Annotated in this window: 25 protein-coding genes; 13 read left to right on the forward strand and 12 right to left on the reverse strand. The window is 69.8% G+C overall.

Features of this window, described 5'->3' with window-relative positions; translation table 11 throughout:
* Nucleotides 1-22: 22 nt before the first annotated feature.
* A complete protein-coding gene (gene aceB / locus HS109_01575; GenBank protein MBE7521052.1) occupies nt 23-1,624 on the reverse strand; it encodes a malate synthase A in 1,602 nt (533 codons plus the stop codon).
* A gap of 209 nt (nt 1,625-1,833) precedes the next feature.
* On the opposite strand from aceB, the gene modA reads away from it, so the two are divergent.
* The 3 genes from modA to modC are packed head-to-tail and all read left to right on the forward strand — an operon-like array spanning nt 1,834 to nt 4,396.
* Complete coding sequence (modA, locus tag HS109_01580) at nt 1,834-2,601, forward strand: molybdate ABC transporter substrate-binding protein (GenBank protein MBE7521053.1); 768 nt, start codon at nt 1,834-1,836, stop codon at nt 2,599-2,601.
* Nucleotides 2,598-3,281, forward strand: coding sequence for a molybdate ABC transporter permease subunit (modB, locus tag HS109_01585; GenBank protein ID MBE7521054.1), 684 nt, complete (start codon nt 2,598-2,600; stop codon nt 3,279-3,281). Before modA ends, modB begins: the two co-directional genes overlap by 4 nt.
* Nucleotides 3,278-4,396, forward strand: a complete 1,119-nt coding sequence (modC, locus tag HS109_01590; GenBank protein MBE7521055.1) for a molybdenum ABC transporter ATP-binding protein — start codon at nt 3,278-3,280, stop codon at nt 4,394-4,396. Before modB ends, modC begins: the two co-directional genes overlap by 4 nt.
* A 6-nt stretch (nt 4,397-4,402) precedes the next feature.
* Here the strand turns inward: modC and HS109_01595 are convergent, their stop codons facing one another.
* The 8 genes from HS109_01595 to HS109_01630 form a co-directional block, all read right to left on the reverse strand.
* A complete protein-coding gene (locus HS109_01595; GenBank protein MBE7521056.1) occupies nt 4,403-4,783 on the reverse strand; it encodes a LysR family transcriptional regulator in 381 nt (126 codons plus the stop codon).
* Nucleotides 4,784-4,841: 58 nt separating this feature from the next.
* Nucleotides 4,842-6,560 (reverse strand): 2-isopropylmalate synthase, encoded by a 1,719-nt coding sequence (leuA, locus tag HS109_01600; GenBank protein MBE7521057.1) that lies wholly within the window; start codon nt 6,558-6,560, stop codon nt 4,842-4,844.
* A 258-nt stretch (nt 6,561-6,818) separates the two neighbouring features.
* Entirely contained in the window at nt 6,819-7,586 is a 768-nt protein-coding gene (gene pssA / locus HS109_01605) for a CDP-diacylglycerol--serine O-phosphatidyltransferase (protein MBE7521058.1), read from the reverse strand.
* A gap of 11 nt (nt 7,587-7,597) precedes the next feature.
* Complete coding sequence (locus tag HS109_01610) at nt 7,598-8,242, reverse strand: phosphatidylserine decarboxylase (protein MBE7521059.1); 645 nt, start codon at nt 8,240-8,242, stop codon at nt 7,598-7,600.
* 63 nt (nt 8,243-8,305) lie between these two features.
* The gene (locus tag HS109_01615) at nt 8,306-8,605 is read right to left on the reverse strand and encodes a hypothetical protein (GenBank protein MBE7521060.1); all 300 of its coding nucleotides are present in this window, start codon (nt 8,603-8,605) and stop codon (nt 8,306-8,308) included.
* Entirely contained in the window at nt 8,563-9,579 is a 1,017-nt protein-coding gene (gene ilvC, locus HS109_01620; GenBank protein MBE7521061.1) for a ketol-acid reductoisomerase, read from the reverse strand. Before ilvC ends, HS109_01615 begins: the two co-directional genes overlap by 43 nt.
* 166 nt (nt 9,580-9,745) lie before the next feature.
* Nucleotides 9,746-10,237 carry an acetolactate synthase small subunit gene (gene ilvN, locus HS109_01625; GenBank protein MBE7521062.1) on the reverse strand — a complete coding sequence of 164 codons (492 nt, stop codon included), beginning with the start codon at nt 10,235-10,237 and terminating at the stop codon, nt 9,746-9,748.
* A gap of 46 nt (nt 10,238-10,283) precedes the next feature.
* A complete protein-coding gene (locus HS109_01630; GenBank protein ID MBE7521063.1) occupies nt 10,284-11,990 on the reverse strand; it encodes an acetolactate synthase 3 catalytic subunit in 1,707 nt (568 codons plus the stop codon).
* A gap of 342 nt (nt 11,991-12,332) precedes the next feature.
* Here HS109_01630 and HS109_01635 point away from each other — a divergent pair, with 342 nt between their 5' ends.
* From HS109_01635 to HS109_01655, 5 genes are all read left to right on the forward strand, one after another.
* Entirely contained in the window at nt 12,333-12,902 is a 570-nt protein-coding gene (locus HS109_01635; protein ID MBE7521064.1) for an RNA polymerase sigma factor, read from the forward strand.
* Nucleotides 12,899-13,291 (forward strand): DUF3619 family protein, encoded by a 393-nt coding sequence (locus HS109_01640; GenBank protein ID MBE7521065.1) that lies wholly within the window; start codon nt 12,899-12,901, stop codon nt 13,289-13,291. Before HS109_01635 ends, HS109_01640 begins: the two co-directional genes overlap by 4 nt.
* A gap of 59 nt (nt 13,292-13,350) precedes the next feature.
* Entirely contained in the window at nt 13,351-13,767 is a 417-nt protein-coding gene (locus tag HS109_01645) for a DUF3106 domain-containing protein (GenBank protein MBE7521066.1), read from the forward strand.
* A gap of 19 nt (nt 13,768-13,786) precedes the next feature.
* Entirely contained in the window at nt 13,787-14,293 is a 507-nt protein-coding gene (locus HS109_01650) for an RDD family protein (GenBank protein MBE7521067.1), read from the forward strand.
* Between the two features lie 64 nt (nt 14,294-14,357).
* Nucleotides 14,358-15,968 (forward strand): choline dehydrogenase, encoded by a 1,611-nt coding sequence (locus tag HS109_01655; GenBank protein MBE7521068.1) that lies wholly within the window; start codon nt 14,358-14,360, stop codon nt 15,966-15,968.
* A gap of 800 nt (nt 15,969-16,768) precedes the next feature.
* Here the strand turns inward: HS109_01655 and ald are convergent.
* From ald to HS109_01670, 3 genes are all read right to left on the reverse strand, one after another.
* Nucleotides 16,769-17,884 (reverse strand): alanine dehydrogenase, encoded by a 1,116-nt coding sequence (gene ald, locus HS109_01660; GenBank protein MBE7521069.1) that lies wholly within the window; start codon nt 17,882-17,884, stop codon nt 16,769-16,771.
* A 113-nt stretch (nt 17,885-17,997) separates the two neighbouring features.
* Nucleotides 17,998-18,534 (reverse strand): ATPase, encoded by a 537-nt coding sequence (locus tag HS109_01665; GenBank protein ID MBE7521070.1) that lies wholly within the window; start codon nt 18,532-18,534, stop codon nt 17,998-18,000.
* Nucleotides 18,535-18,573: 39 nt separating this feature from the next.
* Complete coding sequence (locus tag HS109_01670; GenBank protein ID MBE7521071.1) at nt 18,574-20,088, reverse strand: PLP-dependent aminotransferase family protein; 1,515 nt, start codon at nt 20,086-20,088, stop codon at nt 18,574-18,576.
* 226 nt (nt 20,089-20,314) lie between these two features.
* Between HS109_01670 and HS109_01675 the strand changes: the two genes are divergently transcribed.
* From HS109_01675 to HS109_01695, 5 genes are all read left to right on the forward strand, one after another.
* Nucleotides 20,315-21,589: an aspartate aminotransferase family protein gene (locus HS109_01675; protein MBE7521072.1), complete on the forward strand. Its 1,275-nt coding sequence runs from the start codon at nt 20,315-20,317 to the stop codon at nt 21,587-21,589.
* 30 nt (nt 21,590-21,619) lie between these two features.
* Nucleotides 21,620-22,615, forward strand: a complete 996-nt coding sequence (tauA, locus tag HS109_01680; protein MBE7521073.1) for a taurine ABC transporter substrate-binding protein — start codon at nt 21,620-21,622, stop codon at nt 22,613-22,615.
* Nucleotides 22,616-22,783: 168 nt separating this feature from the next.
* On the forward strand, nt 22,784-23,581 hold the full coding sequence (locus tag HS109_01685; GenBank protein MBE7521074.1) for an ATP-binding cassette domain-containing protein: 798 nt from the start codon (nt 22,784-22,786) through the stop codon (nt 23,579-23,581).
* On the forward strand, nt 23,578-24,399 hold the full coding sequence (locus HS109_01690; GenBank protein ID MBE7521075.1) for an ABC transporter permease subunit: 822 nt from the start codon (nt 23,578-23,580) through the stop codon (nt 24,397-24,399). The genes HS109_01685 and HS109_01690 overlap by 4 nt, the downstream gene beginning before the upstream one ends.
* A gap of 184 nt (nt 24,400-24,583) precedes the next feature.
* Nucleotides 24,584-25,555, forward strand: coding sequence for a phosphate acetyltransferase (locus HS109_01695; protein MBE7521076.1), 972 nt, complete (start codon nt 24,584-24,586; stop codon nt 25,553-25,555).
* Nucleotides 25,556-25,605: the final 50 nt, after the last annotated feature.

Genomic DNA, 25,605 nt, shown 5'->3' on the forward strand with positions numbered 1-25,605 from the left:
GACTGCCGGCGGAAGGCGCCGGTCAGTCGATTCGATCGTAGGCCGGAAGCGTCAGGAAGTCGACGAAGGTGTCGTTGTCGACCAGCGCGGCGAAGATCTTCGCCGCGTCGTCGTACTTGCCGTTCTCGTAGGCGGGGCCGAGGAGATCGAGGATCTTCGCGAGTTCCTCGGGGATCATCGCGGCGACCATCGACTTCGTGACCTTGCGAGCGTCGTCCAGCACGCCCTTGGGCGAACGCATCCACTGCCAGACCTGCGAGCGCGAGATCTCGGCGGTCGCCGCGTCCTCCATCAGGTTGAAGATCGGGACGGCGCCCTGTCCGGCGAGCCACGCGCCGATGTACTGGATCGCGACGTTGATGTTGAGCCGCAGCCCCTGCTCGGTGATCGGCCGCTCCGGCTCGAAGCGCAGGAGGTCGGAAGCGCCGACCTTCACGTCCTCGCGCTTCTTCGTCGCGATCTGGTTGGGGGTCGGCATCAGGCGGTCGAAGGCCTCCTTCGCCACGGGCACGAGCCCGGGGTGCGCCACCCAGGTGCCGTCGTGGCCGTAGGTCGCCTCGCGCTCCTTGTCCGCCTTCACCTTCGCGAACGCCTCGGCGTTGGCCTTCTCGTCGTTCTTGATTGGGATCTGCGCCGCCATGCCGCCCATCGCGTGAATGTTCCGGCGGTGGCAGGTCTTGACCAGGAGTTCGGCGTAGCTCTTCATGAAGTGCGTCGTCATCGTGACGAGCGCGCGGTCGGCGAGGCAGAAGTCGCGGTTCGAGCGGAACTTCTTGATGCACGAGAAGATGTAGTCCCAGCGGCCGGCGTTGAGTCCGGCCGAGTGCTCGCGCAGTTCGTGCAGGATCTCGTCCATCTCGAACGCGGCGAGGATCGTCTCGATCAGCACGGTCGCCTTGATCGTGCCGGGCGCGAGGCCGAGGTCGGTCTCCGCCATCACGAACACGTCGTTCCACAGGCGTGCCTCGAGATGGCTCTCGAGCTTCGGCAGGTAGAAGTACGGGCCGGAGCCGCGCGCGACCAGTTCCTTCGCGTTGTGGAACGCGTAGATCGCGAAGTCGAAGAGCCCGCCCGAGATCGCCCTGCCGTCGATCGTCACGTGCTTCTCGGGAAGGTGCCAGCCGCGCGGCCGGACGAACAGCACCGCGGTCTTCGCCGCGAGCTTGTAGGCCTTGCCCTCGGGTGTGGTGAAGTCGATGCGCCGGCGGATCGCGTCGCGCAGATTGATCTGCCCCTGCACGTTGTTGTCCCAGCGCGGCGTGTTCGCGTCCTCGAAGTCCGCCATGAACACGTTCGCGCCCGAGTTGAGCGCGTTGACGATCATCTTGCGGTCGACCGGGCCGGTGATCTCGACGCGGCGGTCGACGATGTCCGCGGGCACCGGCGCGCAGGTCCAGTTCCCCTCGCGGACCGCCCGCGTTTCGGGCAGGAAGTCCGGCAGCTTGCCGGCGTCGAACTCCGCCTGACGCGCGGCGCGCAGCGCCATCAGTTCGGCGCGGCGCGGGCCGAACGCACGCTCGAGTTTCGCGGCGAACGCGAGGGCGGAAGGCGTGAGGACCTCGGCGTACTCGGAGGTGATCCTCCCGGTGATGTCGATGCCGGGGGCGTAGGCGGGCTTGGTCATGTCGGGATTCCAGCGCGGAGTCGGGCCACGCGCGTGCGGGTGCAGCACGCCGGCCGATGGTCGAAAGTCATCAGGAAAATCAGGATTCTACGCCATTCCCCGCCGTGGCCGACCGGACCCGGCCGTCGCGCTGCGGCATGCGGCCCCGCCGATGGCGCCAACTGTATTCCGGCATATACTGTATCGCGCCGAATACAGGAGGATCCCCGATGCGCCGCCTCGCCGCCCCCTTCGTCGCGCTCGCGATCCTCGCCGCCGCCGTGCCCGCGCGCGCGGAACCCGTCGTCGTGTTCGCCGCCGCGAGTCTCGTCAACGCCTTCGAGGAGATCGGCCGCGCCTGGGTCGCGCAGGGCCACCGCGCGCCGAGGTTCTCGTTCGCCGCGAGTTCGACGCTCGCGAAGCAGATCGAGCAGGGCGCGCCTGCCGCGATCTTCGCGAGCGCCGACGAGGCGTGGATGGACTACCTCGTCACGCGCGGCCGGATCGACGTCGCGTCGCGAGCCGACCTCGCGGGGAACCGCCTCGTGCTCGTCGTCCCGGCGGACCGGCCGGCCACCGTCGAACTCGGAGCGTCGACCGACTTCGCCGCGCTCCTTCGCGGCGGCCGCATCGCCACCGGCGACCCGGCGCACGTGCCGGTCGGCCGCTACGCCGAACAGGCGCTGCGGAGTCTCGGTGGGTGGAATGCGGTGGCGCCGCGGCTGGTCCGCGCGGACTCGGTCCGCGCGGCGCTCGCGCTGGTCGAGCGCGGCGAGGTCGCCGGAGGCATCGTCTATTCGACCGACGCCGCGATCTCGACCAGGGTGAAGGTCGCCGGGGTGTTTCCGGCGCGCGCCCACAAGGCGATCGTCTATCCGATCGCCGCGGTCGCGGGCCGCGCGGACACCGAAACCCGCGCGCTGCTGGCGTTCCTCACCGGAGCCGAGGCGCGCGCGATCCTGGGCCGGTACGGCTTCTCCGATCCCGGTGTCCAGTGACCGACGTCGAGATCGAGGCACTCCGGCTGTCGCTGGAGGTCGCGACGATCGCGACGGCGGCGAGCCTGCCGTTCGCGATCGCCGTCGCCTGGATCCTCGCGCGCGGCCGCATGCCCGGGCTCGGGGCGGTGAACGCGCTCGTGCACATGCCGCTCGTGCTGCCGCCGGTGGTCGTCGGCTACTTCCTGCTGCTCCTGTTCGGCACCCGCGGCCCGATCGGCCACTGGCTCGACGCGGTCTTCGGCGTCCGGCTCATCTTCACGACCGGCGGTGCGGCGCTCGCGGCCGCGGTGATGGCGTTCCCGCTGATGGTGCGCGCGATCCGGCTCGCGCTCGAAGCGGTCGATCCCGGCCTCGAGCAGGCGGCGCGCACGCTCGGCGCGCCGCCGTGGGACACGTTCCGTTCGGTGACGCTGCCGCTGATGCTGCCGGGCATCCTGTCGGGCGCGGTCATCGCGTTCGCCGCGAGCTTGGGCGAGTTCGGCGCGACGATCACCTTCGTCTCGAACATCGAGGGCGAGACGAGGACGCTGCCGCTCGCGATCTACACCGCGACCCAGATGCCCGACGGGGACGCGATCGCCGCGCGGCTGGTGGCGATCGCCTTCGCGCTCGCGATCGCGATGCTCGCGCTCGCCGAGTGGCTCGCGCGGCGGGTCGAGCGCGCGATCGGCCGATGAGCGGCGTCGCGCCGCGCCTCGACGTCGCATTGCGGGGGAGGCTCGGTTCCTTCGGGTACGACGTCGCCTTCGCGTCGCCGGGAAGCGTGACCGCGCTGTTCGGCCCGAGCGGCGCGGGCAAGTCGAGCATCGCGAGCGCGATCGCCGGCATCGTGCGGCCGGACGAGGGTCACGTGCGCCTCGACGGCACCGTGTTCTTCGACGCGGCACGCGGCGTGAACGTGCCGCCGCACCGGCGCGGCATCGGATACGTGTTCCAGGACGCGCGGCTGTTCCCGCACCTCTCGGTCGAGCGCAATCTTCGCTTCGGCCTCGAGCGGGCGCGCGACCGCGCCGTATACGCGGCGTTCGACGACGTGGTGTCGCTGCTCGCGATCGGGCCGCTCCTCGGCCGGAAGCCGCGCGGGCTCTCCGGCGGCGAACGCCAGCGCGTGGCGCTCGGCCGCGCGCTCCTGGGCCAGCCGAAGCTCCTCGTGCTCGACGAACCGCTGGCCTCGCTCGATGCCGGACACCGCGGCGAGATCCTGCCCTACCTCACGGGCCTGCGCGACGCCTACTCGGTACCGATGGTCTACGTGAGCCACACGATCGACGAGGTGGTGCGGCTCGCGACGCACGTCGTGCTCGTCGCGCGCGGCGGCGTGGTCGCGACCGGACCGGTCGAGGAGATCTTCTCCCGCGCCGACCTGCGCGCGCACACCGGGCGCCGCTTCGAGGCGAGTTCGATCGTCGATGCCACGGTCGTCGCGCACCGCGAGGAGTGGCATCTCACCGAGGTCGCGCTCGGCCGCGCGCGGCTCGCGGTGCCCGCGGTCGACGCTCCGTCGGGCACCCGGCTGCGGCTGCGCATCCGCGCGCGCGATGTCGCACTCGCGCACCGCGAGCCGGTCGACTCGTCGATCACCGGCCGGCTGCCCGGCCACGTCGCCGAGATCGTTCCGCGCGACGGACCCTATGCGGAGGTGCGCGTCGACATCGGCAGCGCGTCGGTCTGGGCGTTGGTGACGCGCCAGTCGGTCGACCGGATGGGCCTCGCGATCGGCATGCCGATCTGGTGCCTGGTGAAGACGGTGGCGCTCGACAATCGGCTGGTCAGTCCGGCGCCGCCGGCCTGACGCGGGTCACGACCGCGCGCGCTTGCGCCCCGGCGGCGGACGGTAGTCGGGTCGAAGCGCCTTCACGATCTCGTCGACGAGCGCGGACGACGCGCGCTCGGCGCGCTCCTCCGCGTCGCGGTAGGCCGCGACCAGCCGCGCGCCCATCGGCGTCACCTCCGCCGAACGCCCCGTCGCCCGCCCCGGGCGCGCGACGACGACCGGCTCGCGGAACATCCGGTTCATCGTGTCGACGAGGAGCCAGGCGCGTCGGTACGACATGCCCATCGCGCGCGCGGCGGCGCTGATCGAGCGCTCGCGCTCGATGGTCTCGAGCAGAGCGACCTTGCCCGGCCCGATGCGGTCCTCGCCGCCGAACTCGAAGCGCAGGAAGAGCCGCGGCTGCACGCGCCGCGTCGCGGTGCGCGCGCGAGCCGAGGCCGCAGGCCGCTTCGGGGGGCGCAAGCTATGCCGCAGCGACGGTCGACATGGGCAGGGCGAGCGCCTCCTGCGCGAGCGCGCGATTGACCGCGCTCACGACCGCCTTGAGCGTCGCCGTCACGATGTTCGCATCGAGTCCCACGCCGTAGACCGTCGTCTCGGTGCCGACGCGGAGTTGCACGTAGGCCACCGCCGTCGCGTCCTCGCCGCTGCCGGTCGCGTGCTCGTGGTAGTTCTGCACATGGAAGTCGACGCCGAGGCGGTCGCGCAACGCGCGCACGAACGCCTCGACCGGCCCGTTTCCCGCGCCCTCGGCCCGGCTCTCGCGCCCGTCGATCGAGAGCTGGGCGACGAGGTGCTCGACCCGGCCGTCGGTCGTGCTGTGCTGCGCTCGGTGGTCGCGGTAGGCGACCGGCAGCGACACGACGTATTCGCGATCGAACGCGGCGCGGATCTCGGCGGACGAGAGTTCCTTGCCGGTCGCGTCCGCGATGCGCTGGATCACCTGGCTGAACTCGATCTGCAACAGGCGCGGCAGCGCGAGGCCATGGTCGCGCTCGAGCAGGTAGGCGATGCCGCCCTTGCCCGACTGGCTGTTGACGCGGATCACGGCGTCGTAGGTGCGGCCGACGTCCGCCGGGTCGATCGGCAGGTAGGGCACGTCCCACACCGCGTTGCCGCGGGCGAGTTCGTCGGCGCGCGCCGCGAGGCCCTTCTTGATCGCGTCCTGGTGCGAGCCGGAGAACGCGGTGAACACGAGGTCGCCGCCGTAGGGATGGCGCGGATGCACCGGGAGCTGGTTGCAGTGCTCGACCGTGCGGATGATCTCGTTCACGTCGGAGAAGTCGATGCCCGGGTCGATGCCCTGCGTGTGGAGGTTCAGGCCGAGCGTGACGAGGCAGACGTTGCCGGTGCGCTCGCCGTTGCCGAAGAGACACCCCTCGACGCGCTCGGCGCCCGCCATCTGCGCGAGTTCCGCCGCCGCGACGCCGCAGCCGCGGTCGTTGTGCGGGTGGACCGACAGCACGATGCGCTCGCGCCGCGCGAGGTGGCGGTGCATCCACTCGATCTGGTCGGCGTAGACGTTCGGCGTCGACATCTCGACGGTGGCGGGCAGGTTGATGATCATCGGGTTGCGCGTGGCCGGCGCCCACACCGCCGTCACCGCGTCGCAGATCTCCTTCGCGAAATCGAGTTCGGTGCCGGTGAAGCTCTCCGGCGAGTACTGGAACGTCCAGTCGGTGTCCGGCTGCGCGAGCGCGAAGTCGCGCACCTGCTTCGCCGCGGTGACCGCGATGTCGACGATGCCTTCGCGCGGCAGGCCGAAAACCACGCGCCGCTGCGTCGTCGAGGTCGAGTTGTAGAGGTGCATGATCGCGCGCTTCGCCCCGCGCAGCGATTCGTAGGTGCGCCGGATCAGCGCCTCGCGCGCCTGCGTGAGGACCTGTACCGTCACGTCGTCGGGGATGCGGCGCTCCTCGATCAGCATCCGCACGAAGTCGAAGTCGGTCTGCGAGGCCGCCGGAAACCCGATCTCGATCTCCTTGTAGCCCATCCGCACGAGCAGGTTGAACATGCGGAGCTTGCGCTCGGCGTCCATCGGCTCGATCAGCGCCTGGTTCCCGTCGCGGAGATCGACGCTGCACCAGACCGGAGGACGGGTGATCGTCTTCGACGGCCAGGTCCGGTCGGCGAGGGCGACGGGGGCGAACGGTCGGTATTTGCGGCTCGGGTGCGGCTTCATGGCTACGTTCCTCGGGGCGCGGGGTGGCGCGTCATGGACGACGATCCGCCGGTCCGGGTGGGACGGCGACGGGGCGGGACTCGGCAGGGAGGGGGAAGGTTATCTGCGCGCGGGGCGCAGGAGCAGCAGGCCCGGCAGGCGCAGCGCGAGCGCGATCGGCAGGCGATCGGACGCGACGGGGCGGGCGATGGAGGTGCTGCTCATGGGGTTCACGCTACCGGATTTTCCGCACCGCCGCAAGAGGCGGCCCTCCGCGGCTCAGGCGCCGGGGGGCGGAGTGCGGCGCCGCCGCAACAGCGACCAGCCCGACACCACGAAACCGGAGATCGCGTAGACGACGAAGCCGCCGAACAGGACGACCGCGGGCTGGTAGGACAGGAGCGCGATGAAGACCACGGCCGCGAGCACCGCGACGAACGGCACGCTGCGCTTCAGATTGATCGTCTTGAAGCTCCAGTACTTGAGGTTCGAGACCATCACGAGCCCGGCGAAGAGCGTGACGCCCCAGGCCCACCATGCGGCGGCGTCCGGCGCGACGCCGTAGTCGACCGCGATGAACACGAACCCCGCGACCAGCGCCGCGGCCGACGGACTCGGCAAGCCCTGGAACCAGCGCTTGTCGGCGACCTCGAGCATCGTGTTGAAGCGCGCGAGGCGCAGCGCGGCGGACGCGCAGTAGACGAACGCCGCGATCCAGCCGAGCTTGCCCAGCCCCCGCAGCGACCATTCGTAGATCACGAGCGCCGGCGCGGCGCCGAAGCTCACCATGTCGGCGAGGCTGTCGAACTCCGCGCCGAACGCGCTCTGCGTGTGCGTGAGCCGCGCCACGCGGCCGTCGAGGCCGTCGAGGACCATCGCGACGAAGATCGCGATCGCCGCGGCGTCGAAGCGCTGGTTCATCGCCTGCACGATCGCGTAGAACCCCGCGAACAGCGCCGCGACGGTGAACAGGTTGGGCAGGATGTAGATGCCGCGGCGCCGGACGCGGTTCTTCGCGATCGCGCGCTGCTTGTTGAAGTCGACCATGGCCGTGGCGCTCAGCGGAACTCGGCCAGGATCGATGTGGTGGCGTACACCACGTCGCCGACCGCCGCGCGCGGATGCGCGTCCGGCGGCAGGTAGACGTCGACCCGCGAGCCGAAGCGGATGAAGCCGTAGCGCTGCCCGCGCGCGAGCGCGTCGCCCGGTTTCACGTAGCACAGGATGCGCCGCGCGATGAGGCCCGCCACCTGCACGCAGGTGACGTCGCGGCCCTCGCGCGTGCGCAGGTGCAGCGCGTTGCGCTCGTTCGCGGTCGACGCCTTGTCGAGCGCCGCGTTCACGAACGCGCCGGCGTGGTACCACGCGCCCTTCACTTCGCCGTCGACCGGGCTGCGGTTGCTGTGCACGTTGAACACGTTCATGAACACGCTGATCTTCAACGCGTCGCGCTCGAGCCAGGGATCGCGCGAGAGACCGACCGCGACGATGCGTCCGTCCGCGGGAGACAGGATCGCGTTCGGCTGCGACGGGATCGCGCGCGGCGGGTCGCGGAAGAACTGGACGACGAAGGCGACGATCGCGAGGCCGACGAGCGCCGCCGCCGTGCCGCCGAACCAGCCGAGCGCGAGCATGACCGCGACCGCGATCGCGATGTGCAGCCAGCCCTCGCGGGCGAGAATCGGATGCGGGTAGCCTGACATGGACGCCGGGAGGTCGCGTAGCCGGCCGATTCTAGCAGCACGTTTACGAGCAACCCGGCGCCGTCATTGGCCCCGTTCGGCCTTCTCGACCTGGCGCGCGGTTTCGCGCGCCTGTTCGATCACCGTCTGCTCGACGGCTTTCGCGCGCTCGCGCGGGTCGGACGGCGGCGCGCCGGGCGCGGGACGCGCCGGCTTCGACGCGACCCCGTAGCCCTTCAGCGCGTTCAGCGCGAGCGCGCCGACGATGGCGAGCGCCACCAGCAGCGCGAGGAGGCCGATCCAGCCGCCCTGCCGACCCCGCGCGGCTGCGCAGGGCGTCCTCAGTTGCGCGTCTGGTCGACGAGCTTGTTCTTGCGGATCCACGGCATCATCGAACGGAGCTTCTCGCCGACCTGCTCGATCGAATGCTGCGCGGTGAGCCGCCGCCGGGACAGGAGCGTCGGCGCGCCCGCGCGGTTCTCGAGGATGAAGTCGCGCGCGTACTCGCCCGACTGGATGCGGTCGAGCGCCTCTCTCATCGCCCTCTTCGTCTCCGCGGTCACGATCTTCGGACCGGTCGCGTACTCGCCGTACTCGGCGTTGTTCGAGATCGAGTAGTTCATGTTGCCGATGCCGCCCTCGTAGATCAGGTCGACGATCAGCTTCACCTCGTGCAGGCACTCGAAGTACGCCATCTCGGGCGCGTAGCCTGCTTCGATCAGCGTCTCGTAGCCGGCCTTGATCAGCTCCACCAGGCCGCCGCAGAGCACGGTCTGCTCGCCGAAGAGGTCGGTCTCGGTCTCCTCGCGGAAGTTGGTCTCGATCACGCCGGCCCGGGCGCCGCCGATGGCGGCCGCGTAGGAGAGCGCCATGTCGCGCGCCTTCTTCGACGCGTCCTGGTGCACCGCGATCAGCATCGGCACGCCGCCGCCCGCGGCGTAGGTCGAGCGCACCGTGTGGCCGGGCGCCTTCGGCGCCACCATGATCACGTCGAGGTCGTCGCGCGGCACGACCTGCCCGTAGTGGACGTTGAAGCCGTGCGCGAACGCGAGCGTCGCGCCCTTCTTGATGTGCGGCTCGACCTCGCTCCGGTAGGTCGCCGCGATGTGCTCGTCGGGCATCAGCATCATCACGATGTCCGCGCCGGCGACCGCGTCCGCGATCTCGGCGACCTTGAGGCCGGCCTTCTTCGCCTTGTCCCACGACGCCCCGCCCTTGCGCAGGCCGACCGTCACCTTGACGCCGGAGTCGTTGAGGTTCAGCGCGTGCGCGTGGCCCTGCGAGCCGTAGCCCACGATCGTGACCTTCTTCCCCTTGACGAGGGAGAGATCCGCATCCTTCTCGTAGTACACCTTCATGGTTCGTTCCTCATGTGCGGGAAGGGGGAAGTACGAAAAGGGAGCGGTCGATCCGCATCGACCGTTGTTCCTCCCCCGCCGTTCCCTCCTGCGACCCTCCCCATTTGCTTCGACCGGGCGCGCGCGACGCTCCGACGCACCCTTCCCCCTTCTCCCTTCCCCCTTCTCAGATCTTGAGGATCCTCTCGCCGCGCCCGATCCCCGACGCGCCGGTGCGCACGGTCTCGAGGATGACGCCCGGCTCGATCGCCGTGAGGAAGGCGTCGAGTTTCTCGCCGGTCCCGGTCAGCTCGATCGTGTAGCTCTTGTCGGTCACGTCGAGCACGCGGCCGCGGAAGATGTCGGCGAGCCGCTTCATCTCCTCGCGGTCCTTGCCGGCGGCGCGCACCTTCACGAGCATCAGTTCGCGCTCGATGTGGTTGCCGTCGGTGAGGTCGACGACCTTCACCACCTCGACCAGCTTGTTCAGCTGCTTGGTGATCTGCTCGATGATCTCGTCGGACCCGACGGTGACCACCGTCATGCGCGACATCGTCGGGTCCTCGGTCGGCGCGACGGTCAGCGACTCGATGTTGTAGCCGCGCGCCGAGAACAGGCCCGAGATCCGCGACAGCGCGCCCGCCTCGTTCTCGACCAGAATAGAGAGGATGTGTCTCATGACATCCTCCCCGGATTCGATTCGCGATCCCCCGCCGCGGTCATGATCACAGCTCCTCCGCGAGGATCATCTCGGTCAGCCCCTTGCCTCCGGGCACCATCGGATAGACGTTCTCGGTCTGGTCGGTGATGAAGTCGAGGAACACGAGGCGCTCCTTCTGCGCGAACGCCTCCTTCAACGCTCCCTCGATGTCGCCGGGCTTCTCGACCTTCAATCCGACGTGGCCGTAGGCCTCGGCGAGCTTCACGAAGTCGGGCAGCGCGTCCATGTACGACTCGGCGTAGCGGTTGCCGTAGAAGAACTCCTGCCACTGCCGCACCATGCCCATGTAGCGGTTGTTGAGGTTCACGATCTTGATCGGCAGATGGTATTGCTTGCAGGTCGAGAGCTCCTGTATGCACATCTGGATCGACGCTTCGCCGGTGACGCAGGCGACCGTCGCGTCCGGGTTCACGAGCTGCACGCCCATGGCGGCCGGCAGGCCGAAGCCCATCGTGCCGAGCCCCCCGGAGTTGATCCAGCGGCGCGGCTTGTCGAACTTGTAGTACTGCGCGACCCACATCTGGTGCTGGCCGACGTCGGAGGTGACGATGGCGTCGCCCTTCGTCGCCCGGTAGAGCGCCTCGACGACCGCCTGCGGCTTGATGAGCCCGCTGCCCCTGTCGTAGCGCAGGCAGTCCCTGCGCTGCCACTCCTTGATCTCGCCCCACCACGCCTTCAGCGCCGCGGCGTCCGGACGCGCCGGCGATCCCTCGATCTGCTTCAGCATCTCGTCGAGCACGTCGCCGACGTAGCCCACGATCGGCACGTCGACCTTGACGCGCTTGGAGATCGACGAGGGATCGATGTCGATGTGGATGATCTTGCGATCCGCCCGGTAGAAGTCCTTCGGGTTGCCGATCACGCGGTCGTCGAAGCGCGCGCCGACCGCGAACAGCACGTCGCAGTGCTGCATCGCCATGTTGGTCTCGTAGGTCCCGTGCATGCCCGGCATGCCGGTGAACTGCGGGTCGGTGCCCGGGAACGCGCCCAGGCCCATCAGCGTGTTGGTGCACGGGAAGCCCAGCAGGCGCACGAGCCGCGTCAACTGCGACGAGGCGTCGTTCAGGACCACGCCGCCGCCCGCGTAGACCATCGGCCGCTTGGCCTCGAGCAGGAGCTGCACCGCTTTCTTGATCTGGCCCGAGTGTCCCTTGGTGACCGGGTTGTACGAGCGGAGCGACACGGTCTTCGGGTACGCGTACTCGGCCGAGGCCTGCGTCACGTCCTTCGGAATGTCGACCAGCACCGGGCCGGGCCGTCCGGTCGCCGCGAGGTAGAACGCCTTCCTGATCGTCGCGGCCAGTTCGCGCACGTCCTTCACGAGGAAGTTGTGCTTGACGCAGGGCCGCGTGATGCCGACGGTGTCGCACTCCTGGAACGCGTCCTGCCCGATCGCGTGCGTCGGGACCTGGCCGGTCAGTACGACCATCGGGATCGAATCCATGTGCGCGGTCGCGATGCCGGTCACCGCGTTGGTGACGCCCGGGCCGGAGGTGACGAGCGCGACGCCGATCTTGCGGCTCGAGCGCGAATAGCCGTCGGCGGCGTGAACCGCGCCCTGCTCATGTCGCACGAGCACGTGCTTGACCTTGTCCTGCTTGAACAGCTCGTCGTAGATGTTGAGCACCGCCCCGCCCGGGTACCCGAAGACGTACTCGACGCCCTCGTCCTGGAGGCAGCGGATGACGATTTCCGCACCGGTGAGTTGCATGATTCCCTCTCGAATGAACCCGGACGCCGCCCGCTCGCGAGGCGCGAGGGACGGAGATCTGCACGACAGCTTCGCGCCTTGGGGTGGGCGCGGGACGTCAAGGCTCGGATAGAAGCCGGTTCCGCCGCCTTCCTGCGGGATGCTCCTGCCAGGCTTGTGGCCCGACCGGAGGGAAGGCGTACGACCGTTGTTGCAGCACACAAGCGGGCACCGCCCGCAGCGATACACACTAATGGGTCCGGGCCCGGCGGTCAAGTTCTCGGTGCGGCGCACCATGGCGACGGCACGGGTGTGCCTATAATCGGGCAACCGCGCCCGTCGGGCGCCGTCGAATCCGCTGCCCTGGCGACCTCGCAGGAACTATCGGCCTTCCTCGCCGGCGTCGAGCGGCGGGCGTTCAAGCACGCGATGTACGCCGTGCGCGATGAGGACGCGGCGCTCGACATCGTGCAGGACGCGATGCTCAAACTCGCGGAACGATACGCGGACAAACCAGCCACCGAATTGCCGCTCTTGTTCCAGCGCATCCTGCAGAACACCGTCCATGACCATTTCCGGCGCCAGAAGGTACGCTCCACCTGGACCGTCCTGCTCTCGGCGCTGGGCCGCGGCGATGACAAGGACGACGATTTCGATCCGCTCGAGACGCTGCCGGTCAAGCCCGGGGCCGGCGAGCCCGTCGAACCGCATGCCCGGCTCGAGCAGCGCGAGGTCGTGGCGATGATCGAAGCGGCCCTCTCCCGCCTGCCGGCGCGTCAACGCGAGGCTTTTCTCCTGCGTTACTGGGAGGAATTCGACGTGGCGGAAACTGCGGCGGCGATGGGCTGTTCCGAGGGCAGCGTGAAGACCCACTGTTCCAGGGCCGTGCATGCACTCTCGGGAATGCTCTCTGCCCTTGGGGTGAAACCATGACCGCCGACGAACGGGAAATCGCAAGGAAAATAACGAGTTACCTCGATGCCGGCGCGGCAGGGCTGAAGCCGGGCACGATCCATCGGCTCGGCCGGGCGCGCGAGGCGGCGCTTGCTCGCCTGGCCGAACCGCGCCATGCCGAGGTGTTCGCATTGGCCGGCACCGGCGGTGCCGCCGGAGGGACACGGCCGTTCTACGCGCGGGCCAGCGTCTGGGTGGGCGTGGTGCTGATCGCGGCAGCCGTGTTCGGCTGGCAGCAGTACCGGGTCTGGCAAACGATCCACGAGGCCGAGGAGATCGACGCGCAACTGCTCGCGTCCGACCTCCCCTACGACGCCTATCTCGACCGGGGATTCCAGAATTGGCTCAAGACCGCCGCGCAGCACTGACCGTGGCGCTCGCGGCGGCGGGGCTCATCGCCCTCGCCCCCGAAACGGGGCTCGCCCAGATCGCGCTCAAGTCGCCCTCCTGGTCGGAACTTTCGCCGCAGGAGCGCTCGGTGCTCGCCCCGCTCGCGCCCGAGTGGGATCGCATGGACGCCCAGCGCAAGCAGAAGTGGCGCGGCATCGCGCAGCGCTACCCGCAGATGAAACCCGACGAGCAGGCGCGCATCCACGAGCAGATGCGCGGCTGGGCGCAACTGTCGCCTTCCGAGCGGCGCGAAGCGCGGGAACAGTACAAGTCGATCAACAAGCTCCCGCCCGAGAAGAAGGCCGACGTCAAGCAGAAGTGGGAGCAGTACCAGAACCTGCCGCCGGAGCAAAAACGCGAACTCGCGTCCCGCCCGTCCGGGTCCAAGGTGCCCGCGCCCGGACCGACGCCCCCTTCGGGCAAGCCGTCGAACCCGTCGTCCGGTTCGCGCTGAACGCGCCGCGCGATCGACGATGCCCACGCCCGCCGGCGTGACCGCGCCGGAAGCCGGCATCGGGCGACGCTTCGGTGCCGCCGTCTACGAAACCCTCGTCGTGGCCGCGATCGCGCTCGTCGCGGGATTCGCGTTCGCGCCGTTCGTATCTCCGGCCGCGGGCCCGTCGGGTCCGCTGGTCGTTCCCGAAGGTCGGGGCCGCGTCGTCGGTCTCGTCGGACTCGTCGCGGTCCTCGCCGTCTATTTCGTCTGGAGCTGGACGGCGGGGCGGCGCACGCTCCCGATGAAGACCTGGCGGCTCGCGCTCGTCGATGCCGCCGGCGCGCCCCCTGCCGTCACGCGCGCGCTCGCCCGCTATGCCGCGGCCTGGCTCGGCCCGATGGCCGCCGTCGCGCTCGTCGGCGCAACCCACTCTCGCTACGGCTGGCTCGTCCTCGCGCTTCCCTGGGCGTGGGCGTTCATCGACCCGGCGCGGCGCTTCCTGCACGACCGCATCGCCGGCACGCGCCTCGTAAGGCGCGATTGATGCTCGCACAACCGGCACGCGACGATTCGATTTCCGACAAGAAGACGTCCATGGTGAGACCGGCGTGACGGCGTTCGACTACGTGATCGTGGGAGGCGGCACCGCGGGATGCGTGCTCGCGAACCGGTTGTCGGCGGACGGGACGCACAGCGTCCTGCTGCTCGAGGCGGGTCCCGAGGACCGCTACCTGTGGATCCACATTCCGATCGGCTACGGCAAGACGATGTTCCATCCGGTCTACAACTGGGGCTTCAAGACCGATCCCGATCCGGGGATGGATGGTCGCGAGATCTATTGGCCGCGCGGGCGCGGGCTGGGCGGCAGTTCGTCGATCAACGGGCTCATCTACGTGCGCGGCCAGCCCGAGGACTACGACCGCTGGGCCGCGGCGGGCAACCGCGGGTGGGGATGGCGCGACGTGCTGCCGTATTTCATCCGCAGCGAAGGCAACCAGCGCGGCGCCTCGCCGGCGCACGGCGGCGACGGTCCGCTCAAGTGCTCCGACATCGGCGAGAAGCACGAACTGATCGAAGCGATCATCTCCGGCGCGCGCGAACTCGGGGTGCCGCGCACCGACGACTTCAACGGCGGCGTGCAGGAGGGCGTCGGCTACTACCAGCTCTTCACCGACCGCGGCTGGCGCTGCAGCACGGCGGTCGCGTACCTGAAGCCCGCGCGCGGACGGCCGAACCTCGCGGTCGAGACCCACGCGCATGCGACGCGCATCGTCGTCGAGGATGGCCGCGCGACCGGCGTCGAGTATCGGCAGGCCGGCGCGACGAAGCGCGTGTCGGCGCGGGCCGAGGTCATCGTCGCGGCGGGCGCGTTGCAGAGCCCGCAACTCCTCCAGCTCTCGGGCATCGGACCGGGCGCGCTGCTGCAGCGCTTCGGCATCCCCGTCCACCACGACCTTCCCGGCGTCGGCGAGAACCTGCAGGACCACCTGCAGCTTCGTCTCATCTTCAGGTGCACCAAGCCGATCACGACCAACGATGACCTCGCGTCGTGGTGGCGGAAGGCGGCGATCGGCGCGAAGTGGCTGTTCCTGCGCAAGGGACCGCTCGCCGTCGGCATCAACCAGGGCGGGCTCTTCACGCGCGTGATGCCGGGCGCGGCGACGCCGGACATCCAGTTCCATTTCGCGACGCTGTCCGCCGATCTCGCCGGAGCGAAGCCGCACCCGTTCTCCGGCTTCACGATGAGCGTGTGCCAGCTCCGGCCCGGCTCGCGCGGATACGTCCGCCTCGCGTCGGCCGACCCGATGGCCGCGCCTTCGATGCAGCCGCACTACCTCTCTACCGACGAGGACCGCGCCTGCGCGGTGGCGTCGCTGCGCTACGCGCGGCGGCTCGCGGCGACGCGCTCGCTCGCGCCCTACATCGCCGAGGAGATCCGGCCGGGGCGGGACGCGCAGAGCGACGATGAGTTGCTCGCGTTCGCGCGCGCGTACGGCGCGACGATCTTCCACCCGTCGGGAACCTGCCGGATGGGGCACAACGCGATGGCGGTGGTCGACGACCGCCTGCGGGTGCGCGGCGTCGGCGCGCTGCGGGTGGTCGACTGCTCGATCATGCCGACGCTCGTCTCCGGCAACACGAACGCGCCGGTCGTGATGATCGCCGAGAAGGCGAGCGATCTCATCCTCGCGGATGGCCGGGGTTCAGGAGTCAGTTGACAGTTGACAGTTGACAGTTGACGGTTGGCAGGGGTGCCGGCGTTTCCGGTGGCGGCGCATCGAAGCGAAAGGCGTCCGGCTCGAGCCGGACCCACAGGCCATCCGAAGCGTTCGCCTTCCCTGTGGGTCGGGCTTCAGCCCGACACGTACATTTCGCTGCAACCGCGTCGGCCTGAAGGCCGACCTACGTGGGGGGTGGGGTCGGGCTTCAGCCCGACACGTACGTTTCGCTGCAACCGCGTCGGCCTGAAGGCCGACCTACGGGGGGAGGGTTGTGGGTCGGGCTTCAGCCCGACGGGGTTCGCGCCGTTGCGACGAAACGGCGTCGGCCTGAAGGCCGACCTACGGGGGGGTGGTGGGTCGGGCTTCAGCCCGACACGTACGTTTCGCTGCAACCGCGTCGGCCTGAAGGCCGACCTACGGGGAGGGTTGTGGGTCGGGCTTCAGCCCGACGCGGGTTCGCGCCGTTGCGACAAACGGCGTCGGCCTGAAGGCCGACCTACGTGGGGTGGTGGGTCGGGCTTCAGTAACCGACACGTACGTTTCGCTGCAACCGCGTCGGCCTGAAGGCCGACCTGCCACCGGGGTGGTGGGTCGGGCTTCAGCCCGACACGTACATTGCGCTGCAACCGCGTTTCGCTGCAACCGCGTCGGCCTGAAGGCCGACCTACGGGGGGAGGGTTGTGGGTCGGGCTTCAGCCCGACGCGGTTCGGCGCATCGAAGCGAAAGGCGTCCGGCTCGAGCCGGACCCACCGTCGGCCGGTCGAAGCCCGACGCGAAGGGGGACGTCGATTGACGTTCAGGCTACGAGCCGGGACGCCTCGACGTACCCTCGCCCCTGGGCTTCCGCCACCGGCCGGCAGGTGACCTTCCCCGCCGCGACGTTGAGGCCGTTGCGCAGGTGCGCGTCGTCGGCGAGCGCCTGCTTCCAGCCCTTGCCGGCGAGCGCGAGCACGAAGGGCAGCGTCGCGTGGTTGAGCGCGTGCGTCGACGTGCGGGGCACACCACCGGGCATGTTCGCGACGCAGTAGTGGATGACGCCGTCGACGGTGAACACCGGTTCGGCGTGTGTCGTCGGGCGCGAAGTCTCGAAGCATCCGCCCTGGTCGATGGCGACGTCGACGACGACCGACCCGGACCCCATTCGGCGGACCATCGCGTGCGTCACGAGCTTCGGCGCCTGCGCGCCGGGGATCAGCACGCCGCCGACCACGAGATCCGCCGCCGCGACGTTCTCCTCGATCGCGTCGCGGGTCGAGAACACGGTGCGCAAGGCCGGTCCGAACTGGGCCGCGAGCCGGCGCAGCGCATCGACGCTGCGGTCGATCGCGCGAACCTCGGCGCCCATGCCGAGCGCGACGGCGATCGCGTGCGTGCCGACGACGCCTCCGCCGAGCACGACGACCACCGCCGGCTCGACGCCGGGAACTCCGCCGAGGAGCACGCCCTTGCCGCCCGGGGCCTTCTCCAGATAGTGCGCACCCGCCTGAACCGCCATGCGCCCGGCGACTTCCGACATCGGAGCGAGCAGCGGCAATCCGCCCGAGGGTGAGGTCACCGTCTCGTAGGCGATCGCGACCGCGCCGCTCGCCACGAGTCCGGCCGTCTGTTCCGGATCGGGCGCGAGATGCAGGTAGGTGAACAGGACCTGTCCGGGCCGCAGCATCGCGATTTCGGCAGGCTGCGGCTCCTTGACTTTCACGACCATCGCGGCACGCGCGTACACCTCGGCCGCGGAGTCGACGACGATCGCGCCCGCCCGTGCGTAGTCGGCGTCCGCGGCGCCGATGCCCGCTCCGGCGCCGCGCTCGACCATCGCCTCGTGCCCGTGGAGCACGACCTCGTGCACCGACGCGGGCGTGAGTCCCACGCGGTGCTCGAGGACCTTGATTTCCTTCGGCACGCCGATCAGCATGCTGCCTCCCCCGGAAGGTCCGGAATCGCTGCGCGACGGTAGCGCCACCGTGGCCGCATCGACAGGGCCAGGCGCGCTGCGGCCATGGGGTCAGCGCCCATGGGATCAGCGCATCAGGACACGGGCTTGCCGGCCTCCACCAGGCGCTTCAACCGCTGGACCTGGATCGCGAGGACGCCGTCGACAGCGGGCGCGAGCTTGTCGAGGCCGCTCGCGGCGGAACCGTTGACCCGGTAGCCGACCGAGAGCGACGACCCGCCGTCCTCGGGCTTGACCAGGAAGGTGAGCGTGGCGCTCACGCCGAGCGCCTGCACCGGACCGAGCGGTGCGGAGAGCCTCACCACCTGGTCGCGCAGCAGCATGACCACGCGCCCGTGCTCCACCGCGCCGCCCGCCCAGCGTTCGCAGAAGCAGCCGCCCGGCTGCAGCGCGAGCGAGAGGTTCGAAGCGTCGCCGGAGTAGGTGTGCTCGCCCGACCACCAGCGTTCGACCTGTCCGATGGCCGCGTACACCGCCGCAGGTGCCGCCGCGACGCGTTCGGTGAAGAGGATCTGGATGTGGTCGGGTCCGGTGCTCTTCACTTCTGCGTGCGCGGCGGAGACGAAGCACATGGCGGCGAGTGCCGCGTACAGCGTTCCCGTCGGGTGCATCAGGCGACTCCTGGTGGCGTGGTCAATCCGGTCCGCGCGTCATCGGACGCGCGCCGTCGAACCGCGGAGTTCCGCGAGCACGCCGGCGAGCGAGGCGATGCCCGGCGCGATCCGATCGGTGGCGATCGACGCGAACCCGAGGCGCGCGTACTGGTGCGGAGGACGGTCGCCGGCGAAGAAGACGTCGCCAGGCTCGATCAGCACGCCCACGCGTTCGGCGGCCATCGCGAGCGCGCGCGTGTCGACGTCGTCGGGAAACCGCAGCCAGCACGACGAAGCCCCGGAGGCCGTCGACACCGTGACGTCCGGGAGGTGCCGCGGGAGCGCCGCGCCGATCGCCGCGCCGCGCTCGGCGCAGGCCTGCCGCAGGCGCCGCAGATGCGCATCGTGGTAGCCCATCGCGAGGAAGAGGCCGGCGGAGCGCTCGTTGTTGGCCGCCGGATGGCGCAGCATCAGCCGGCGCAGCGCGCGCGCCTCGCGGACCAGGTCGCGATGCGCGACGATGTATCCGACCCGGATGCCCGGCGCGAGCGTCTTCGACAGGCTTCCGACGTAGACGACGCGCCCGCCGCGGTCGAGACTCTTGAGCGCGGGCAGCGCCCGGCCTTCCAACCCGATCTCGGTCTCGTAGTCGTCCTCGATCAGCACGCGATCGCGCGCAATCGCCCACGCGAGCAGCGCCTCGCGCCGCGCGAGCGGCATCGTGACGTTGGTCGGACACTGGTGCGAAGGAGTCAGCACGACGTACTCGCACGCGTCGAGCCCGGGCGAGAGCGCGAGCCCTGCGGCATCGAGCGGCAGCGCGACGACCGACGGCGTGCGCGCGGCCAGGATGTTCCGCGCGTCGGGATAGCCGGGGTCCTCGACACCGACGGTGGTGGCCGGGCCGACGAGCAGCGTGGCGAGCAGGAACAGCGCGTGCTGCGCGCCGACCGTCACCAGGATCTCGTCCGCGCTCGCGAACACGCCGCGCCGCGCGAGGAGCCGCGTCTGGATCTGTTCGATCAGGAGAGCGTCGTCGCCGTCGATCAGGTCGCCCGCCCAGCCGCGCGCCTCGGTGCCGGACAGCGCCTGGGTGCTGCATTCGCGCCAGCCCGGGATCGGCAGCATCGACGGATCGATCTGACCGTAGAGAAATGGATAGGGGTAGCGTTGCCAGTTGCGTGGCTTGACGATGTTCCGCTGCCGCGCGGGGGTGGTCCGGAAGCGCCCGCCCCAGTGGACCTGCGACGCGGCGTCGGCCGCAGACGCAGGGAACGCCGCCGGAGCGCGCGCCGAAACGATCTCCGGATTGACGAAGTGGCCGCTGCGGTTGCGCGTGACGAGATAGCCCTCGTCGACCAGGAGCTCGTAGGCGATCGCCACCGTGTTGCGCGCGACGCCGAGCTGCTGCGACAGCTCGCGCGTCGAGGGCAGCGCGACGCCCGACGGCAGGCGACCGTCGAGGATCGCCCCGGTCAGCATTTCCCGGATCTGCGCCTGCAGGCTCACCCGCCCCTCGAACGCGAGCGGCAGGAGCGCCCTCCACATCGGCGGATCGTGACGGACGGTCATGGTGTCCGAAGGCGTCCGGCACGGGGCGACCCGGCGGGCTGGCACCACAGGATGCGCCGATCTGGCTCCATCGAACCCCCTTCCCGGCTCCCGCGGGAGCGTAGTATTCCAAGGTTACCCGCCGCGCCGCCGCGCGGCCAGCCACCGGAGGAGTTCCATGGGCCACGCCGAATTCACGCTCACCGATCGGGTCGAGGCACGCCGCATCTCGCTCGACGAATACTGGATGCCGTTCACGCCGAACCGGGCCTTCAAGGCCGATCCGAAGATGATCGTCCGCGGCGAGGGCATGTACTACTGGAGCGACCGCGGCGAGAAGCTGATCGACGCGTCGTCGGGCCTCTTCTGCTGCGCGGCGGGCCACGGGCGCAAGGAGATCGCGGAAGCGGTCGGACGCCAGTTGGCCGAGCTCGACTACTCGGCGCCGTTCATGCGCGGGCACCCGAAGCAGTTCGAGCTCGCGACCCGGATCGCCGAACTCACGCCCGGCGACCTCAACCGCATCTTCTTCGGCAACTCGGGTTCCGAGGCGGTCGAGAGCGCGATGAAGATCGCGCTCGCCTACCACCAGGCGCGCGGCCAGGGCGGGCGGACGATGTTCGTGTCGCGCGAGCGCGCCTACCACGGCGTCAACTTCGGCGGCGTCGCGCTGTCGGGGCTCGTCAACAACCGCCGCAAGTTCGGCCCCGGGCTGCCGGCCGCGGCGCACATGCGGCACACGCATCTGAAGGAAAATTTCTTCGTGCCGGGCGAGGGCGTACATGGCGCGGAACTCGCCGACGATCTCCAGCGCATCGTCGATCTGTTCGGCGCCGAGAACATCGCGGCATGCTTCGTCGAGCCGATCGGCGGCTCGGCCGGCGCACTGGTCCCCCCGAAGGGGTACCTGAAGCGCCTGCGCGAGATCTGCGACCGGCACGGCATCCTGCTCGTGTTCGATGAGGTGATCACCGGGTTCGGGCGCACCGGCCAGACCTTCGCCGCGCAGAGCTTCGGCGTGACGCCGGACATGATCACGATGGCGAAGGCGATCACCAACGGCGCGCAGCCGATGGGCGCGGTCGCGGTGTCCGAACGGATCCACGACACGGTGATGGCGGCGGCGCCGGAAGGCGCGGTCGAACTCTTCCACGGCTACACCTACTCCGGCCATCCGGCCGCCTGCGCCGCGGGCATCGCGACGCTCGACATCTACAAGCGCGACGGGCTGTTCGAGCGCGGCCGTGCGCTGTCTCCCCACTTCCTCGACGCGCTGTTCTCGCTCAAGGACCTGCCGGTCGTGACCGACATCCGCGGCTACGGGATGCTCGGAGCGATCGACGTCGCGTCCGACGGCGCGCCGGGCAGGCGCGGTTACGTCTTCCAGAAGAGGCTGTTCGAGAACGGCCTGCACCTCAAGACGACCGGCGACACGGCGATCATCGCGCCGCCGCTGATCGCCGAGAAGGCGCACGTCGACACGATCGTCGAGATCCTGCGCCGCACGCTCGCCACGCTCTAGACTTCGCCACCACCACCCACGGGGGATCGCATGAAACGCTGGATCGTCGGATTGGCCATTGCGGCGGCTGCCGCCGCACCCGCCTTCGCGCAGAAGGAGGTCACGATCGCCTACCAGGACATGGTCGTGCCCTATCGCATCGCCCAGGAGGCGAAGGAGCTCGAGAAGGCGACCGGTTACAAGATCAACTGGAAACAGTTCGGCGGCGGCGGCGAGGTCATCAAGGCGATGGCCTCGGGCGCGGTCCAGGTCGGCGAGATCGGATCGGCGGGCATCTCCGCGGCCGTGTCGCGCGGCGAGCCGCTGCAGCTCTTCTGGATCCTCGACGACATCGGCAGCGCCGAGGCGCTCGTCGTCCGGAACGGCTCGGGCATCAACAGCATCAAGGATCTTAAGGGCAAGAAGATCGCGATGCCGTTCAATTCGACGACGCACTTCCACACCATCGTCGCGTTGCAGCAGGCCGGCGTGAATCCCGCCGACGTGCAAATCCTCAACATGCGTCCGCCGGAAGTTCGCGCGGCATGGCAGCGCGGGGACATCGACGCGACGTTCATCTGGAATCCGGTGCTCTCGGAGGTCAAGAAGAACGGCAAGGTGATCCTGACGTCGGGCAAGATCTCGGCCGACACCGGCAAGGCGACGTTCGACGGATTCGTCGTGAACAAGGACTGGGCGAAGGACCACAAGGATTTCCTCGTCAAGTTCGTGAAGATCCTCGCCGCCTCGGACGACCGCTACCAGAAGAACAAGGCCAAGTGGACGGCCGGTTCCGACGAGGTGAAGGCGGTGTCCAAGTGGTCGGGCGAGAAGCCGGAGAACGTGCCCGAGGCGATCGGCCTCTACCAGTTCCCGACCGCGCAGGAACAGGCGTCGAAGTGGCTGGGCGGCGGCAAGAACAGCATCGCCGCCAAAGCCCTGGCCGCCACCGCCGAGTTCCAGCACTCGCAGAAACAGATCGAGAAGACGCTTCCCGACTACTCGGTGGTGGTCAATCCGGCGTACGTCCAGGACGCGCTGAAGTAGCGACGTTCGGGACCGGTTTCGCCTGCCGGCATTCCCCCGCGCGGTGATCGTCGCCTTCCGGCGATCACCCGCGGAGGCGTTTCGCGTCCGCGCCGCGAGAATTCCGTATGATGGCGCCAGCCTGAACGCGGGCACGGTCCCGCTTTCGTCGCCGGCCGCCTTCGCTCGATGAGCAAGCTCGAGATCCGCCACCTCTCCGTCCACTACGCCGGCCGCGGCGGGCAGACCACGCACGCGCTCGCCGACGTCAACCTGAACCTCGACCCGGGCGACTTCGTCGTCGCGCTGGGCGCCTCCGGGTGCGGCAAGACGACGCTCCTGTCCTGCATCGCCGGGTTCATGGACTATTCGTCGGGCGACATCCTGCTCGACGGCGCGCCGGTCCGCGGCCCGGGCGCCGATCGCGGCGTCGTGTTCCAGAAGCACGCGCTGATGCCCTGGCTCGACGTCGTGAACAACGTAGAGTTCGGATTGCGCATGCGCGGCGTTCCGCGCGCGGAGCGGCGCAAGATCGCACTGGAGAAGCTGAAGCTCGTCGGCCTCGAGAAGTTCGCCGCCTATCCCATCTACCAGATCTCCGGCGGGATGCAGCAGCGCGTCGGCCTCGCCCGCGCGCTCGCGAGCGATCCCGAGGTGATGTTGATGGACGAGCCGCTCGGTGCGCTCGACGCGCTCACGCGCGAGCAGATCCAGGAACTGATCCTCGACCTGTGGTGGAAGACGCGCAAGATGTTCTTCTTCATCACGCACAGCGTCGAGGAGGCGCTGTTCCTCGCGACCGAACTCATCGTGATGACGCCCTCGCCGGGCCGCATCGCCCACCGCTACGAGCTCGACTTCGGCCGGCGGTTCGTCGAGTGCCGCGATGCGCGGCAGGTGAAGTCCGATCCCGAGTTCATCCGGTTGCGCGAGGACGTGCTGCACCTGATTCACGCGGCCGCCCCGTCGGAACCCGCGGCGGCATGAGCACGCCCGGCGAAAAGGCCAAGGTCGTCGCCGGCTACAGCATTCCCGGCCAGGGATCGAGCACCACGATCTCGATCGTCACGGTCATCGCGCTCCTCGTGCTGTGGTGGGTCGCCACGCACTTTGGCTGGATCCGCGACCTGTTCCTGCCGACGCCGGAGAAAATCATCAAGAGCTTCGGCGACGCGTGGCGCGGCGACATCCAGGGCGGCAAGCCGCTGCCCGAACACTTCTGGGCGAGCCTGTGGCGCGTGTTCGCCGCGTTCGTGCTCGCGATCGTCACCGCGATCCCCGCGGGCATCGCGATGGGCGTCTCGCGCATCGCGCGCGGCGTGCTCGACCCCCCGATCGAGTTCTACCGTCCGCTGCCGCCGCTCGCCTACCTGCCGCTCATCGTCATCTGGTTCGGCATCGACGAACTGGCGAAGATCGTGCTGATCTACCTCGCCTGTTTCGCGCCGCTCGCCATGTCCGCACGCGCCGGCGTCAAGGGCGTGATGATCGAGCAGATCAACGCCGCGTACTCGATGGGCGCGTCGCGCTGGCAGGTGATCTGGCACGTCATCGTCCCCGGGGCGATGCCGGAGATCTTCACCGGGATGCGCATCGCCATCGGGTTCGGCTGGACGACGCTCGTCGCCGCCGAAATGGTCGCCGCGACCGAGGGCTTGGGCCAGATGGTGCTGAACGCGTCGAACTTCCTGCGCACCGACGTGGTGATCATGGGCATCGTCGTGATCGGCGTCGTCGCCTACCTGTTCGACCTGCTGATGCGCTACGTCGAGCGCCTCGTCGTGCCGTGGAAAGGCAAGGCCTGACCCGGCGGCGCATGACGTCTGCCCGGGACGCGCTAGGCGTCCAGTCCCACGATGGACTCGCGTCGACTATTGCGGCGCAGCAATCGAGGTGTGGCCGAGACAGGACGCCGAACGACCGCCGCCGCACGCCATCCGTCGGCGCCCGTTGACGTCCGGGCACCGGATTGCGAGGCTCCGATTCACGATGCCGAACCGGCCGCAACTCCAGAAGCTCGTCGAGCGCGCGCGGCGCCTGCCGCCGCTCTCGGCCGCGTTCGCCTTTCCCTGCGACGCCGACACGCTGCAACTCGCGCTCGCCGGCGCCTTCGCCGCCTTCGTCGCGCCGACGCTCGTCGGACCGCAGCAGCGCATCCGTGATGCGGCGCTGCGCGCCGGCATCGACATCTCGCGCCTGCCGATCGTCGACACGCCGGACGACGCGCAGGCCGCGGCGCGCAGGGCGGCGGAACTCGCGCGCGACGGGCGGGTCGATGCGATCGTCAGGGGCACGCTGGCCGACGGCGAACTGCTCGCACCAGTGGCCTCGCAAGAGGGCGGCCTGCGAACCGGCCGGCGGCTGTCGCACGCTACGCTCCTCGACGTCCCCGGACGCGACGAGGCGCTGATCGTCGCCGACGACCGGCTCAACGTCGCGCCCCCGCTCGCCGCGAAGCGCGACATCCTCGACAACACCGCAGCGTACGCCGTGGCACTCGGGTTCGCCCATCCCACCGTGGCGCTGCTGGCCGCCGTCGACGCTCCTTCCGCTTCGTTCTCGTCGACGGTCGACGCGCTCGCCCTGAAGTCGATGTCGGCGAACGGCGCATTCCACGGTGCGCGCGTCGCGGGGCCCGTTACCCCCGACATCGCGCTCGCGCGTCCGACCTCCGCCGAATCGGACTCCGCGCCGTCGGCGACGCTCCTCGTCGCACCGTCGATGGAATCCGCCGTGATGGTCGTGCGGACGCTGGTCGGTGCCACCGGCGCGCTGGCCGCCGGCCTCGTGGTCGGCGCGCGCGTGCCGGTCGTCATCGCGGCGCGGCGCGAGAGCATGGAGAGCCGGATCGCCTCCTGCGTCCTCGCCTCGCTCGCTGCGCACGCGCTCCGTCCGCGGAGCGAGCACGAGGCGACGGCACGGGGTCCGCGCGACTTCGCCGCAGCCCGCGCGGCGGCGTAGACACCCGGTTCGACCGTTCCTCGGGCGCCCGGATCAGCGCATCGAAGCTG

The sequence above is a fragment of the Burkholderiales bacterium genome (genome assembly GCA_015075645.1).
Lineage (GTDB): Bacteria > Pseudomonadota > Gammaproteobacteria > Burkholderiales > Casimicrobiaceae > VBCG01.

Coding starts and splice junctions, on each gene's coding strand:
- HS109_01685 (MBE7521074.1), top strand. CDS start 22,784: ATGAGCAAGCTCGAGATCCGCCACCTCTCCGTCCACTACGCCGGCCGC.
- ilvC (MBE7521061.1), bottom strand. CDS start 9,579: ATGAAGGTGTACTACGAGAAGGATGCGGATCTCTCCCTCGTCAAGGGG.
- HS109_01650 (MBE7521067.1), top strand. CDS start 13,787: ATGCCCACGCCCGCCGGCGTGACCGCGCCGGAAGCCGGCATCGGGCGA.
- ald (MBE7521069.1), bottom strand. CDS start 17,884: ATGCTGATCGGCGTGCCGAAGGAAATCAAGGTCCTCGAGCACCGCGTG.
- modC (MBE7521055.1), top strand. CDS start 3,278: ATGAGCGGCGTCGCGCCGCGCCTCGACGTCGCATTGCGGGGGAGGCTC.
- modA (MBE7521053.1), top strand. CDS start 1,834: ATGCGCCGCCTCGCCGCCCCCTTCGTCGCGCTCGCGATCCTCGCCGCC.
- HS109_01675 (MBE7521072.1), top strand. CDS start 20,315: ATGCCGTTCACGCCGAACCGGGCCTTCAAGGCCGATCCGAAGATGATC.
- HS109_01695 (MBE7521076.1), top strand. CDS start 24,584: ATGCCGAACCGGCCGCAACTCCAGAAGCTCGTCGAGCGCGCGCGGCGC.
- ilvN (MBE7521062.1), bottom strand. CDS start 10,237: ATGAGACACATCCTCTCTATTCTGGTCGAGAACGAGGCGGGCGCGCTG.
- HS109_01690 (MBE7521075.1), top strand. CDS start 23,578: ATGAGCACGCCCGGCGAAAAGGCCAAGGTCGTCGCCGGCTACAGCATT.
- HS109_01630 (MBE7521063.1), bottom strand. CDS start 11,990: ATGCAACTCACCGGTGCGGAAATCGTCATCCGCTGCCTCCAGGACGAG.
- tauA (MBE7521073.1), top strand. CDS start 21,620: ATGAAACGCTGGATCGTCGGATTGGCCATTGCGGCGGCTGCCGCCGCA.
- HS109_01610 (MBE7521059.1), bottom strand. CDS start 8,242: ATGTCAGGCTACCCGCATCCGATTCTCGCCCGCGAGGGCTGGCTGCAC.
- HS109_01640 (MBE7521065.1), top strand. CDS start 12,899: ATGACCGCCGACGAACGGGAAATCGCAAGGAAAATAACGAGTTACCTC.
- leuA (MBE7521057.1), bottom strand. CDS start 6,560: ATGAAGCCGCACCCGAGCCGCAAATACCGACCGTTCGCCCCCGTCGCC.
- aceB (MBE7521052.1), bottom strand. CDS start 1,624: ATGACCAAGCCCGCCTACGCCCCCGGCATCGACATCACCGGGAGGATC.
- HS109_01665 (MBE7521070.1), bottom strand. CDS start 18,534: ATGCACCCGACGGGAACGCTGTACGCGGCACTCGCCGCCATGTGCTTC.
- pssA (MBE7521058.1), bottom strand. CDS start 7,586: ATGGTCGACTTCAACAAGCAGCGCGCGATCGCGAAGAACCGCGTCCGG.
- HS109_01670 (MBE7521071.1), bottom strand. CDS start 20,088: ATGACCGTCCGTCACGATCCGCCGATGTGGAGGGCGCTCCTGCCGCTC.